We start from the raw sequence: 14,466 nt of genomic DNA, 5'->3' as shown, positions 1-14,466 counted from the left end.
AATACTTCACCACATTAATTAACTAGGTGAAATTAAAATCTTTATTACACACATTATGAAATAAAGGGATGATTAGTTTGAGTACAGGTGTAAAAGCAAACGACGTGAAAACAAAAACAAGAGGAGCAGATCTTGTTGTTGATTGTTTAATTAAACAAGGTGTTACACATGTTTTCGGTATTCCAGGAGCGAAGATTGACTCTGTATTTGATGTACTGCAAGAAAGAGGACCAGAGTTAATTGTTTGTCGTCATGAACAAAACGCAGCATTTATGGCAGCGGCTATTGGTAGATTAACAGGGAAACCGGGTGTATGTCTTGTAACTTCAGGACCAGGGACATCAAATTTAGCGACAGGTCTTGTTACTGCGAATGCGGAGAGTGATCCCGTTGTTGCTTTAGCTGGTGCGGTTCCGCGTACTGATCGATTAAAACGTACGCATCAATCTATGGATAATGCTGCACTATTCGAACCAATCACAAAATATAGCGTAGAAGTAGAGCATCCTGATAATGTGCCAGAAGCACTATCAAATGCATTTCGAAGTGCTACTTCTACAAATCCAGGAGCAACTCTAGTAAGTCTTCCGCAAGATGTTATGACTGCGGAAACGAATGTAGAGTCTATCGGTGCGCTTTCTAAGCCGCAGCTTGGAATCGCTCCCACACAAGATATTACATATGTAGTAGAAAAAATAAAATCAGCGAAATTACCAGTTATTTTACTTGGTATGAGAGCGAGCACAAATGAAGTAACGAAAGCGGTTCGTGAATTAATTGCTGGTACAGAACTTCCTGTTGTAGAAACGTATCAAGCAGCGGGTGCGATTTCACGTGAGTTAGAAGATCATTTCTTCGGCCGCGTTGGATTATTCCGCAATCAACCAGGTGATATTTTACTAGAAGAAGCCGATCTTGTTGTATCTATCGGTTATGATCCAATTGAGTATGATCCAAAGTTCTGGAATAAGCTTGGAGACAGAACAATTATTCATCTTGACGATCACCAAGCAGATATCGACCATGATTATCAACCAGAGCGTGAATTAATTGGTGATATCGCTTTAACTGTAAATAGTATTGCAGAGAAATTACCGAAGCTTGTATTAAAGACGGAATCAGAAGCAGTTTTAGAACGATTGCGTGCGAAATTATCAGAACAAGCGGAAGTTCCAAATCGTGCTTCAGAAGGTGTTACTCATCCATTACAAGTCATTCGTACATTGCGTTCTTTAATTAGTGACGATACAACTGTTACGTGTGACATCGGTTCACATTCTATTTGGATGGCGAGATGTTTCCGTTCTTATGAACCACGTAGACTATTATTTAGTAACGGTATGCAAACGTTAGGTGTTGCGCTACCTTGGGCAATCGCTGCAACGTTAGTAGAACCAGGTAAAAAAGTAGTTTCCGTGTCAGGTGATGGTGGTTTCTTATTCTCTTCGATGGAGTTAGAAACAGCTGTCCGTTTAAATGCGCCGGTTGTACATCTCGTTTGGAGAGACGGTACATATGATATGGTTGCGTTCCAACAAATGATGAAATACGGCAGAACATCAGCTACAGAATTTGGCGATGTTGATTTTGTGAAATATGCGGAAAGTTTCGGTGCAATAGGTCTTCGTGTCAATACACCAGACGAATTAGAAGATGTATTAAAAACGGCATTAGAAGCAGAGGGCCCTGTCATTATTGATATTCCAATCGATTACCGTGACAACATTAAATTAAGCGAAAAATTATTACCAAACCAATTAAATTAACGAGGGGCATGAGTGAGATGAGTGTTGCACAAGTAATTGACATTGATGCAAAAAGAACGAAAACGAACAATGAAGTATATCAAACATCTACAATGCTTGCGTTATTAGATGGTATATACGATGGCGTTATTAACTTTGAAGAATTAAAAGAGCACGGGGATTTCGGCATCGGTACATTTGATCAATTAGATGGTGAAATGATTGCATTTGATAATGATTTTTACCATTTACGCTCAGACGGTTCGGCGGAAAAAGTAGAATCGGAAGAAACAACACCATTTGCGACCGTAACGTTTTTTGAAAAAGAAATGAGTTATACGGTAGAGCGCCCAATGAATCGTGAAGAAGTGGAAGCATTATTACATGAATTAATGCCTAGTAAAAATTTATTTTATGCGATTCGAATGGATGGGACTTTCCGTGAAGTAAGAACGAGAACAGTTCCAAGACAAGAAAAACCGTATACGCCGCTCGTTGAGGTGACGAAATCACAACCGATCTTTTCATTTAAAAATACAGACGGTACGTTGGCTGGATTTTGGACGCCAGATTACGCACAAGGCATCGGTGTAGCGGGGTTCCACTTGCATTATATTGATGATAAAAGAAGCGGGGGCGGACATGTTTTCGACTATGTTGTAGAAAACTGTACGATCCAAATTTGTCAAAAAGCTCATATGCATTTAGCACTTCCGGAAACAGCCGATTTTATGACGGCTGAATTATCAAGAGAAAACTTAGAGAATGATATTGCGACTGCGGAAGGTGCGGAGTAAAAGGAATCTATTAAAATGTACCCTATGGAATAGACACTTAAAAAGGTCTATTCCATAGGGTATTTCTTGTATAATAAGAGGATTTGTCAGATCAAGGAGCCCACTATACAAGCGCTACTTATCAAAAATTAGTCAAAAAGTTAAAGCTCGGACAATCCATGTCAAGAGGAGGGAACTGTTGAGATAACGCCCCACATAAATCGTTTTTGGGTCACCTGAAAGAGGAAGCACATATAGAAACTCGCGAGTCTTTTAGTGAGTTGAAACAAGAGAGTAAGAAATATGTGACGTACTATAATCACTATAGATATCAATAGAATTTAAAAAAGATGACTTCTGTTGAATACAGAAATCGTCTTTTTGATGTTGCCTAACTTTTTTTAAATGTCCTTTACAAAGGGTACAGATTACATTTCATATCGGTAAAAAAGGATTTTTTTATCTCTCGCAATATAAATATCATTCTAAATTCTATTATCTTACATTATCAAGATAATTTTGGTATAATTTAGATAAAATAGGAAAGGAATTAATTAGAATGGTATTTAGTAATCTCTTCTTTTTATGCTTATTTTTACCTGCTGTACTCTTAATTTATTATGCTGTACGCAAAGAACTACAAAATATAGTGTTATTATTTTTTAGTTTAGTATTTTATGCTTGGGGCGAGCCCATTTATGTTTTCCTAATGCTGTTCTCTATCTTTGTTAACTATTGGTTTGGTATCTTGTTAGGGAATAGTCGCTTCACAAATGGTCAAAGGAAAATGTTGTTAACGTTTGCAATTGTAATGAATACCGCTATTTTAGGATATTTTAAATATGCAAACTTCTTAGTGGATAATATTAATTCTATCTTCCATACCAATATTATTCTTGAAAAAATACCTTTACCAATTGGTATTTCATTTTTCACGTTCCATGCAATGAGCTATATTATCGACATTTATAAGAAAAAAGTCGATGCTCAACGAAATATCTTTGATTTAGCTTTATACTTTACTGTGTTTCCACAATTAGTAGCAGGACCAATTGTTCGTTATAATACAATTTCTCACCAATTACACCAGCGAACTGTTGATGCCAAAAAATTCTCTGAAGGTATTCGCCGATTTATTATTGGTTTAGGTAAAAAGGTTTTAATTGCTAACCAATTAGGTGCTATAGCCGATGAGATTTTTGCAATGAATCCTTCTGATATGAGTGTATCATTAGCTTGGATGGGAGCCATTGCCTATACGTTACAAATTTACTTTGATTTTTCTGGATATAGTGACATGGCCATTGGATTAGGAAAGATGTTTGGATTTGATTTTCTAGAAAACTTTAATTATCCATATATTTCAAAATCTATTTCTGAATTTTGGCGTCGTTGGCATATTTCGCTCGGTTCTTGGTTCCGTGATTATGTCTATATTCCTCTTGGAGGAAATCGCGTTACAACTTGGAAAGTTTATCGTAACCTCTTCATCGTATGGGGATTAACCGGTTTTTGGCATGGGGCCAGTTGGACCTTTATGATTTGGGGTATTTATTATGGAATTCTGATTGCACTTGAAAAAGCAGGACTTGAAAACCTACTTCAAAAATTATGGAGTCCTCTCCAACATATTTACGTAATGTTTTTAGTTATTATTGGATGGGTATTTTTCCGTGCAGATAATTTCAGTTATTGCTTTGAGTTTTTAAAATCCATGTTCGGATTTAACGGTCCGTTAACAGATATTAATAGTTATTTCTATATAATGAATTATTGGGGCATTTTCTTATTAGCTATTATTACCGCAGCTCCCGTATTTCCATGGTTACAAAAAATGTTATCAACAAAAAGATTTGCTATTTTATCACCAGTATATTATTTAAGCATTTTGGTCATTGTTTTAGTATTCCTAACAAATGCAACTTATAATCCATTTATTTATTTCCGTTTTTAAAGGAGGTTCACTATGAAGAAAATTCAAAACCTCACTTTAATAATGGGGTTTCTTACAGTTATTTTTGGAATGGGTATTTGGACAGCAAAAGTTATCCTTATAGATAAAAAGACATTTTCTGAATTTGAGAACAGAAATTTAGCAATTAGACCTGCTGTAAATGCTTCCACTATAAAAACTGGAGAATTATTTAAAGGTATCGAAAAACAATTTACAGACCATATTGGTCCTAGAGATTTATTTCTTGAAAGTTATATAAAATTCCAACTGTCTATGAATCGGACATTCGTAAACAGCATTCACGTTACAAACGATCAATTTATTTTCAATAGACCTAATATGGAAAATCATTTAAACGATGTTGATGCTGGGGTTCATGAATTAAATACTTTGAAAAAAGATTTTCCACAAACAGAATTCTATTTTTCTTTAGTTCCTAGTAAACAAACAGCTTTACAATATAAGCTTCCCTCTTACCTAAACCTTGGGTACGAACAAATACTTAGGGATCACCTTGTTAAGAAAATGGCAGAAACGAAATTCCCTATTATTGATGTATTACCAATGTTTAAAGAAAGATTTACTAACAAAGAACTAGAACGAATGTATTTCACTACAGACCATCATTGGAATATGGAAGGTGCCTTTTATGCGTATGAGGATACGATGAATTTTATTAATTCTCATTCAAACAAATATAAAGGACAACCAATAAAGAAAGAGGATTACACCATTAACTGGGAAAAACCGAAAGGGAAGTTTGTTGGCAGCTGGAATAATCAATTGTACCGCTTAATTGATACTTCATCTGTACAAATCCCATATGTCCATTATAATTCGGATGAATCTTGGGACGACTATACAGTTTACTATGGTCCTATTAAAGATGATACTGCTAAGGAATCTATGGCTCAGTTTTACGGAAAAGAAAAAGATGTGCCTGCTCCTGGATATGCTAGTGTTTATCAAACGGATTTCCCTGAAATAAACATCATTAACGAAAAGGCAGAAAACGATTTACACATTGTTATCTTAAAAGATTCTTATGCCGATGCTACATATCCTTTATTTGCACGGAATTTTGCTAAAACAACTTTTATTGATCCTCGTTACACGCAAGGAAAAAGTGTGAAACAGCAACTAGAAGAACAAAAAGCAGACATTGTGTTGTTTATATACAACGATACCAACGTTTATGGTGATATGTATAAATTTCAAAATGTAAAATAAAAACTTATTTTCAACTTTAATCAGTGGGATTTCAATCCCACTGATTAAAGTCTCAATTTAAATCGAAGTGTCGCTAATAAAAGCTCATCTTTCGATTTAAAATACAAATAAAACGCCCCTTTTGATATACTACAAGCTGTGACGATTTCTTGTACTGACGTTGCATTTATACCCGTAGTCGCAAATAACTTCATGGCCATCTCTATAATCAAGCGCTCTTTTTCTTTCCTGTCTTCTCTCCTCTCCTAAACTTAATTTCGCATCTAATGTAAATATAAATTCAATTTAAATTTACATTAGCAAGTAGCAAAACTACTACCTACATAGAAACTCGCGAGTCTGTTACTAAGTTGAAACAAGAGATTAAGAAATATATGACGTACTATAATCACTATAGATATCAATGGAACTTAAAAAAGATGACTTCTGTTGAATACAGAAATCATCTTTTTGATGTTGCCTAACTTTTTTAAAATGTCCTTTACAAAGGGTACAGATTAATGTAAGCTTCCTTTTTTTATTTTGAAACAAATGGATGCCCCTCATAATAAAAACGCCACGGATAATGAACAGCTTCTTCTGCATAGTCGATGTTAACACGAGGTCCTGCTGTTATTTTATATTGTGATGATACGTGTTCTTCTTTGGGGACGAGTTCAATATGTAACGTATTACTTTGGAGTGATACGCCGCGTTCTTCTAAAGTGATTCCGAGTGCGCGGCATAGTTTTCCGGGGCCATTTGTTAAGCTTTTGTATTGTGCTTTCGTAATGTCGGTTTTGTTGTAGCGCGCTAGTTTCATTTCTTCTATTCCGTCTACAGGTTCAAGAGCTCGAATGAGAACGCCTTGCGGGGTACCAATTGGCGCTGTAATGACGTTGAAACAATGGTACATACCGTAAATTAAATATACGTAAGCGTGCCCCGGTGCACCAAACATGACTTCTGTTCGATCTGTCCGTCTGCCGCCATAACTATGTGCGGCCTTATCATCTGGACCTTTATACGCTTCTACTTCTACAATAATTCCGCTCCGCTTTATGCCATCTACAATATGTACAAGTTTATGTCCGAGTAACTTTTGGGCGACTTCTAACGTATCGCCTTCATAAAAAGAAGGTGGTGCTTGCATAGTACTATCTCCTTTGCCAGTTGTATATGTATATAGTAAACCAAATTTTCAGTAGTAATTCTAACTCGTTCTATTTACTGAAATTATTTCATAAATTATGGATAGAGTACAACAGCGAAGAGGGGGAGTGCGACATGATTTATCGCTTACTAGCTCTTAATATAGATGGGACACTACTATACAACAACGGAAAAATCGCAAAAGGGTTACGGGAAACAATTGACTTTGTGAAAAGAAAAGATGTATACGTTACATTGTTTACGAGTCGTAATTTTCAATCCGCTCATAAAATAGCGAAGGCGTTAAAATTAGATTCTATATTAGTTACACATAGTGGTGCTTTCGTTTCAGCATCGTTAGATAAGCCGTTCGCTCAAAGGAGGTTATCTGAAGAGAAAACCTTTAATATTGTGCAAGTATTAGAGCATTTTGATTGTAATATTCGCATTTCGCATGAACGATTTTCAATTGGGAATCGTGAGAGAAATACACCAAACTTAATTGCGCGTACTGTATTATCAAGTGCAGACCCGTTATTTTATCCGGTTCAATTTGTAGATTCTTTAGGAGATGCACTGCGTGATCATCCAGTAGCTGCGCCAAAAATTGACGTTGTCTTTCATAGTAAGGGTGAACAAGAAAGAGGGCTTAACACGCTAAAAAAAGCGTTTAAAGATATATCATATGTCGATTGTGATGAGAAGCGAATAGAAATTCTTCCAGAGAATGTATCGAAGTTACGTGGGTTACAATTGCTTGGTGAACATTTGAACATACCGCTAAATGAAATGGTTGCGATAGGGGATAGTTTAGAAGATCTAGATGTGATTGAAAATGTTGGGCTCGGGGTAGCGATGGGGAATGCTCCTGTAGAATTAAAGCAAGCGGCGGACTGGATTACACGCTCTAATACTGAGAACGGCGTAGAGTATATGATTAAAGAGCATTTCCGTAAACAATTCCCGCTTCCATTTTTAAAGAATCATAAACATACACCGAAACGATGAGAGAAAAACGTAGCTTTTTGGCTACGTTTTTTTTGTCGACCTTATTTGAAAAATTTAAATTCATATTCAAATGAAAAATGAAAGCGTTTTAGGTGGTGAATTGTGTCTGAAATCCAGACAATTCACTTGAATACTTTAGAAAACTGTTGTAGAGTGGATGATGTTGCCAAAACAGTTACACCACATGAAATATTCTTCAGATTAATTTCATAGAGCTCCCATAAGTAAAAGCACTTTCGCATGTTAGTTTAGTTCACGTATTATCTCAAAAATGAATTGTAGTAGTTTCACCAATTAGTTGTAGAGCTTCTTTGTTTTATTTAAATGGATTATTTGTAAATTAGTATGAATAGGTTTTAAGTACATATGAAATGTACTTCTTTTTATAAGTTTTTGAAATTTGAAAAGGGGGAATGAATTTCTTGAAGAAATCATTTAGTCAAAAGGTTAAAAAAATAAGTAGTAGTTTTATGGTCGTATTATTAGTATGTATGAATTTTTTAATCCATTTACCGAACAAAGCAGAGGCAGCTACAACAGAATTAAAAGGTTTAGGTGATGTATCTTATTACAACGCAATCATTTTTGGAGATCATAGTGCAACAAGTGCGGATATTGAGGGTGCGATGGCTGTTCAAAAGAATATGAACGCATCAAGTTATACAGTCGTAGCGGCTGCAACTGGAGCGAGTAACTTAGCTGGAGCAACATGGGTAGATGAAGGGAATCCATCATTATTACTAGGTGGTCAATTTACGAAAGCGGGAACAGGACAGGTAATTATCCAAGATGGAACAGTGGCGATGACAAAAGATGGTGACCCTGAAGGTGCAATGAAATCATCGTATGATCGTATCTCTTATAGAGAGCAAGCAGAGATTGATGCCAAATTTAAAGAGTTTAGAAAAGACGTTGATGGTGTAATTGGGGATGTGAGCCCACTACATACAGATACACCAAAACCTAATATGAGCTTTGGTATCGGAGAAGATGTAAAGAATCCTAATATTTATGTTTCTTCAGGCTTAACAGGAAAGAAAACATTTGATGTAAGAGATGTTTATCTTCCGAACGTAGATAACAAAGACTTTATTGTTATTTATTCAGATGCGGAAGAAGTGAATTTTGGTAGTGGTGCAATTTTGTATGATACAAGAAATACTGGAATGGCAACAGACTTAATTAATACATCTCAAGCATATGATCCTAATTCATCTTTTACTGAGTTAGCTAGTAAAGTAATTTGGGTGTTTCCCAATGCTACTAAAATATCAACTAAAGGTTATGGTGTAGTAGGAAGCGTGTTTGCGCCTAACGCAGTTGTGGAAACAAAAGGTGGTTCTATTAACGGACAAGCCTTTGTTGGTGGATTACACCAAAGAGATGGATTTGAGGTTCATAATTTCAAATTTAACTGGCCGAAATGGAAAAAGCCATCAGTTGAAAAAGGAAATTTACAAATTAAAAAAGTTGATGAAAACGATGAAAATATTGTTTTAAAAGATGCGAAATTTGATGTTATAGATAAAGATAATACTGTTGTGGCTACTGTTACAACAAACGACAAGGGTATTGCGGAAGTTAAAGACTTACCACTTGGTGACTATTTTGTAAAAGAAATAAGTGCACCAGAAGGATATATAAAAGTTGATACACCGGTAAAAGTAACAATTGATAGTACAAACGTAATTGAACTTGTTATGAAGAATACGAAAAAAGTAGAAAATGGCCAATTAAAATTATTGAAGAAGGATAGTGAATCTGGTCAATTGCTACCAGGTGCAAAATTTGATGTTATAGATAAAGATGGGAATGTTGTGGAAACAATTATTACAGACGATAAAGGTGAGGCTTTATCAAAACAACTTCCAGTTGGAACATATACATTAAAAGAAGTTGAAGCGCCAAAAGGTTATGAACTATCATCTAGCTCAGTTCGTGTTAATGTAGTATCTAATGAGGTTGTTACGGTAGAAGCATTAAATAAAAAAATCGATGAAAAAGTAACAGGTCAATTTGAAATCGTAAAAGTAGATGCGAATGATAAAACGAAAGTATTATCAGACGCAGAATTCGAAGTGTATAAAGATGGTAAAAAAATAGATACATTACGAACAGATAAAACAGGTAAAGTAATTTCTCAGAAATTAGAACCAGGAACATACACATTAAAAGAAACGAAAGCACCACAAGGATATACATTATTAAAAGAAGAAATTGAAGTCATTGTGGAAGCGAATAAAGTAGTAGAAGTACAAGTAGAAAATGCGAAAGAATTAGGAAGCTTACAAGTAATCAAAAAGGATGCGGAGAGCGGAAAAGTTCTAGAAGGCGCGGAATTTAGACTAAAAAAACGAAAGCGGTCAAGTAGTTGGAGAAGCGAAAACAACAAATAAAGATGGCGTTGTTACATTCGAAAACGTAGTGCCAGGTAAGTACACGCTAGAAGAAACGAAAGCACCAGAAGGTTATAAAGCAGTAGAAGTAACGGTGGAAGTAAATATCGTAGCGAATGAAGTAGTAAAACAAGAAGTTACGAACGAAAAAGTAACAGGTCAATTTGAAATTGTAAAAGTAGATGCAAACGATAAAACGAAGCGACTATCAGACACAGAATTCGAAGTGTATAAAGATGGTAAAAAAATAGATACATTACGAACAGATAAAACAGGTAAAGTGATCTCTCAGAAATTAGAACCAGGAAAATATACATTAAAAGAAACGAAAGCACCACAAGGATATAAGTTGTTAAAAGAAGAAATTGAAGTCGTTGTGGAAGCGAATAAAGTAGTACAAGTGCAAGTAGAAAATGCGAAAGAACTAGGAAGCTTACAAGTAATCAAAAAGGATGCGGAGAGCGGAAAAGTTCTAGAAGGCGCGGAATTTAGACTAAAAAACGAAAGCGGTCAAGTAGTTGGAGAAGCAAAAACAACAAATAAAGATGGCATTGTTACATTCGAAAACGTAGTGCCAGGTAAGTACACACTAGAAGAAACGAAAGCACCAGAAGGTTATAAAGCAGTAGAAGTAACAGTGGAAGTAAACGTTGTAGCGAACGAAGTAGTAAAACAAGAAGTTACGAACGAAAAAATAACAGGTCAATTTGAAATCGTAAAAGTAGATGCGAATGATAAAACGAAAGTATTATCAGGTGCAGAATTCACAGTATATAAAGATGGTAAAAAGGTAGCGGAACTGAAAACAGATGAGAGTGGAAAAGTGATGTCACCGAAATTACCATTAGGTGAATACACAGTGAAAGAGACGAAAGCACCAGCGGGTTATAAACTTTCTAATAAAGAATGGACAGTAACAATTCAAAACGAGAAAGAAGTAGTAAAAGTAGAGGCAGAAAACGAAAAAATCTTAGGTTCTCTACAAATTATTAAAACGGATGATAAAGATCTAGCGAAACGTTTAGCTGGCGCAGAATTTACATTGAAAGATGCTGAAGGAAATGTTGTAAAAGAAGGAATTACAACAGATGAGTCTGGAACTGTTAAAGTAGACAGACTAGTGCCAGGTGAGTATACGTTAGAAGAAACAAAAGCACCAGAAGGTTATGAGTTAACAAAACAAGTAATTCAAGTAACAGTTGATGGTGAAAAAGTTGTTGATGTAAAAGTAACGAATAGTAAGAGTCTTGGTCAATTTGAAATCGTGAAAATAGATGCAAACGATAAAACGAAGCTACTACCGGACGCAGAGTTTGAAGTGTATAAAGATGGTAAGAAAATAGATACGTTACGAACAGATAAAACAGGTAAAGTAACCTCTAAAAAATTAGAACCAGGAAAATACACATTAAAAGAAACGAAAGCGCCACAAGGATATACATTATTAAAAGAAGAAATTGAAGTCATTGTGGAAGCAAACAAAGTAGTAGAAGTACAAGTAGAAAATGCAAAAGAACTAGGAATCTTACAAGTAATCAAAAAGGATGCAGAGAGTGGAAAAGTTCTAGAAGGCGCGGAATTCAGACTAAAAAACGAAAATGGTCAAGTGGTTGGGAAAGCGAAAACAACGAATAAAGACGGTGTAGTTCAATTCGAAAACGTAGTGCCAGGAAAATACACGCTAGAAGAAACGAAAGCACCAGAAGGCTACAAAGCGGTAGAAGTAACAGTGGAAGTAAACGTTGTAGCGAATGAAGTAGCAAAACAAGAAGTGATGAATGAAAAAGTAAAAGAAAAAATAACAGGTCAACTAGAAATTACAAAGGTAGACGCTAATAATACAGATAAAACATTAGCGGGCGCAGTGTTTGAAATTTGGAAAGATGGAACAAAAATAGACACATTAACAACAAATAAAAATGGTAAAGCGACTTCGAAAAAACTGGAGCCAGGAGATTATATTTTAAAAGAAATTCAAGCACCAGAAGGATACAATTTATCCGATAAAGAAATCAAGTTCACGATTTCTAATCAAAACATCGAAGTTGTAAAACTTCAAATTACAAATGAAAAAGATACAGGTAAAGATCCAGAAAAACCAGGTGAAGGAACAGAAAAACCAGGTGAAGGAACAGAAAAGCCAGGTGAAGGAACAGAAAAGCCAGGTGAAGGAACAGAAAAGCCAGGTGAAGGAACAGAAAAGCCAGGTGAAGGAACAGAAAAACCGGGTGAAGGAACAGAAAAGCCAGGTGAAGAAGTAGGAAAGCCTAACTTACCAGAGAAAGAACAAGGCGGCTCTAATGATCAAGAGCTTCCAGCTACAGGGCATAATACGAATTATCTTCCGTTTATAGGAGTAATTCTTGTACTATTAGGGCTACGTTTAAGATTTATGATTAAAAATAGTTAATAGGATTTATAAAAGGCATAAGAGAAAATGTTTTCTCTTATGCCTTTTGCTTTTATATAGAAAAAATAAGGTAAAAGCTTCTGTATTGACCTGCAAACGCCCTTCAAGTAAACTAAAGAGAGTTTGCAAATGAAAAGGTGATAATGTTGTTAATTTCAATTAAAACGTTACAAGATGATCGTTTTTTACGTCCGCTACAAAATATTGGCGGTTTATTTTTTGAAGAGAGCACGATAGGGTTTGAGCAAGAAGAAGCAAATCTGATCGTTGATATACAGATAGAAGGTAATGTGACAGCATCGGCTCGTTTAACGGATGTTGCAACCGGAAATGTGTATGAAGAAACATTCTCGAAAGATTTATCTGCTTTCACAGAAGAAAAAGAACGTATGAAGCAAGTGAAACATGTTGTTTCTTACGTATATCTTTCTGTGCTTCAACAGCTAACTGGACTTGAACAGAGTTGGGGAATTTTAACTGGGGTACGCCCAACGAAACTTCTTCACAAAATGCTTCAAAATGGTATGTCAAAAGAAGAAGCGCATAAAGAACTTCGTGAAAGTTATTTAATTCATGAAGAGAAAATTGAGCTTCTGCAACGTATCGTAGATTGCCAATTAGCGGTCGTTCCGGATTTATACCGTTTGAAAGAAGAAGTAAGTATTTACATTGGTATTCCGTTTTGTCCTACAAAATGTGCGTACTGTACGTTCCCGGCTTATGCAATTAACGGACGCCAAGGATCTGTTGATTCATTCTTAGGTGGCTTACACTATGAAGTTCGTGAAATTGGTAAGTTTTTAAAAGAAAAAGGTGTTAAAGTTACGACGATTTATTACGGTGGTGGTACACCGACAAGTATTACAGCAGAAGAGATGGATATGCTGTATGAAGAAATGTACGAAGCGTTCCCAGATGTGAAAGATGTGCGTGAAGTAACAGTTGAGGCAGGTCGCCCAGATACGATTACACCAGAAAAGCTAGAAGTGTTAAATAAATGGAATATTGACCGTATTAGTATTAATCCGCAGTCATACCATCAAGAAACATTGAAAGCAATTGGACGTCATCATACTGTAGAAGAAACAATTGAGAAATATCATTTAGCACGTGAAATGGGAATGAACAATATTAATATGGACTTAATTATTGGTCTTCCTGGTGAAGGATTAGAAATCTTTAAGCACACGTTAGATGAAACAGAAAAGTTAATGCCAGAATCGTTAACAGTTCATACGTTATCATTTAAACGTGCTTCTGAAATGACACAAAACAAACGTAAATATAAAGTAGCAGGTCGTGAAGAAATTACTGCGATGATGCATGAGGCAGAAGAGTGGACGAAGAACCACAATTACGTGCCATACTATTTATATCGTCAAAAGAATATTTTAGGTAACTTAGAAAACGTTGGTTATGCAATGCCATCGCAAGAAAGTATCTACAATATTGTTATTATGGAAGAAGTGCAATCTATTATCGGACTTGGTTGCGGGGCATCAAGTAAATTTGTTCACCCACAAACAGGAGCAATTACACACTTTGCGAATCCGAAAGATCCAAAATCATATAACGATGGCTTTGTGAAATATACAGAAGATAAACTGAAAATTTTAGAAGAGCTATTCGCGTAAGGAGAAGAAGGCTGTCCCAATTTTGGGATAGCTTCTTTTTAATATAGGGGGATGTTGCTATCAGCTTTTGTCGATAAATCGATATATTTGAAAAACCGCCTATATAATTGCATTTACTGAGATGTGGATTAAAAACTAATTGCATTTGTAAAACTATGTCGATAATAATCAGAAAAATTAGT

At 35.5% G+C, this 14,466-nt stretch carries 10 protein-coding genes and 2 pseudogenes; 10 read left to right on the top strand and 2 right to left on the bottom strand.

Features of this window, described 5'->3' with window-relative positions; genetic code table 11:
• The first annotated feature begins 77 nt into the window (after positions 1-77).
• The 5 genes and pseudogenes from alsS to VK90_RS13690 all read left to right on the top strand — a co-directional run bounded on the left by alsS (position 78) and on the right by VK90_RS13690 (position 5,705).
• Positions 78-1,766, top strand: a complete 1,689-nt coding sequence (gene alsS / locus VK90_RS13705) for an acetolactate synthase AlsS (RefSeq protein ID WP_048373524.1) — start codon at positions 78-80, stop codon at positions 1,764-1,766.
• Between the two features lie 17 nt (positions 1,767-1,783).
• Complete coding sequence (alsD, locus tag VK90_RS13700) at positions 1,784-2,542, top strand: alpha-acetolactate decarboxylase (RefSeq protein ID WP_048373522.1); 759 nt, start codon at positions 1,784-1,786, stop codon at positions 2,540-2,542.
• 86 nt (positions 2,543-2,628) lie between these two features.
• Positions 2,629-2,859: pseudogene (locus VK90_RS30715) on the top strand (integrase core domain-containing protein); the annotation flags it as partial.
• A 221-nt stretch (positions 2,860-3,080) separates the two neighbouring features.
• Entirely contained in the window at positions 3,081-4,475 is a 1,395-nt protein-coding gene (locus VK90_RS13695; protein ID WP_048373520.1) for an MBOAT family O-acyltransferase, read from the top strand.
• A 12-nt stretch (positions 4,476-4,487) separates the two neighbouring features.
• Positions 4,488-5,705: an alginate O-acetyltransferase AlgX-related protein gene (locus VK90_RS13690; protein WP_048373518.1), complete on the top strand. Its 1,218-nt coding sequence runs from the start codon at positions 4,488-4,490 to the stop codon at positions 5,703-5,705.
• Positions 5,706-5,764: 59 nt separating this feature from the next.
• Here VK90_RS13690 and VK90_RS28645 read toward each other — a convergent pair.
• Positions 5,765-5,905 (bottom strand): annotated as a pseudogene (locus tag VK90_RS28645) (helix-turn-helix domain-containing protein); the annotation flags it as partial.
• 78 nt (positions 5,906-5,983) lie between these two features.
• On the opposite strand from VK90_RS28645, the gene VK90_RS28640 reads away from it, so the two are divergent.
• Positions 5,984-6,169, top strand: coding sequence for an IS3 family transposase (locus VK90_RS28640; protein ID WP_427311543.1), 186 nt, complete (start codon positions 5,984-5,986; stop codon positions 6,167-6,169).
• Between the two features lie 53 nt (positions 6,170-6,222).
• Here VK90_RS28640 and VK90_RS13685 read toward each other — a convergent pair whose 3' ends face one another.
• A complete protein-coding gene (locus VK90_RS13685; protein ID WP_048373517.1) occupies positions 6,223-6,837 on the bottom strand; it encodes a DNA-3-methyladenine glycosylase in 615 nt (204 codons plus the stop codon).
• A 134-nt stretch (positions 6,838-6,971) separates the two neighbouring features.
• Between VK90_RS13685 and VK90_RS13680 the strand changes: the two genes are divergently transcribed.
• The 4 genes from VK90_RS13680 to VK90_RS13670 all read left to right on the top strand — a co-directional run bounded on the left by VK90_RS13680 (position 6,972) and on the right by VK90_RS13670 (position 14,284).
• Entirely contained in the window at positions 6,972-7,844 is an 873-nt protein-coding gene (locus VK90_RS13680; protein ID WP_048373515.1) for a Cof-type HAD-IIB family hydrolase, read from the top strand.
• A gap of 422 nt (positions 7,845-8,266) precedes the next feature.
• Positions 8,267-10,240, top strand: coding sequence for an MSCRAMM family protein (locus tag VK90_RS29880; protein ID WP_442853652.1), 1,974 nt, complete (start codon positions 8,267-8,269; stop codon positions 10,238-10,240).
• A gap of 28 nt (positions 10,241-10,268) precedes the next feature.
• The gene (locus VK90_RS29875; protein ID WP_442853651.1) at positions 10,269-12,650 is read left to right on the top strand and encodes a SpaA isopeptide-forming pilin-related protein; all 2,382 of its coding nucleotides are present in this window, start codon (positions 10,269-10,271) and stop codon (positions 12,648-12,650) included.
• A gap of 143 nt (positions 12,651-12,793) precedes the next feature.
• Positions 12,794-14,284 carry a coproporphyrinogen III oxidase gene (locus VK90_RS13670; protein WP_048373513.1) on the top strand — a complete coding sequence of 497 codons (1,491 nt, stop codon included), beginning with the start codon at positions 12,794-12,796 and terminating at the stop codon, positions 14,282-14,284.
• The last annotated feature ends 182 nt before the right edge of the window (positions 14,285-14,466 follow it).

The sequence above is a fragment of the Bacillus sp. LK2 genome, assembly GCF_001043575.1.
GTDB lineage: Bacteria > Bacillota > Bacilli > Bacillales > Bacillaceae_G > Bacillus_A > Bacillus_A paramycoides.
This window is presented reverse-complemented; position numbering and strand designations above follow the sequence as displayed.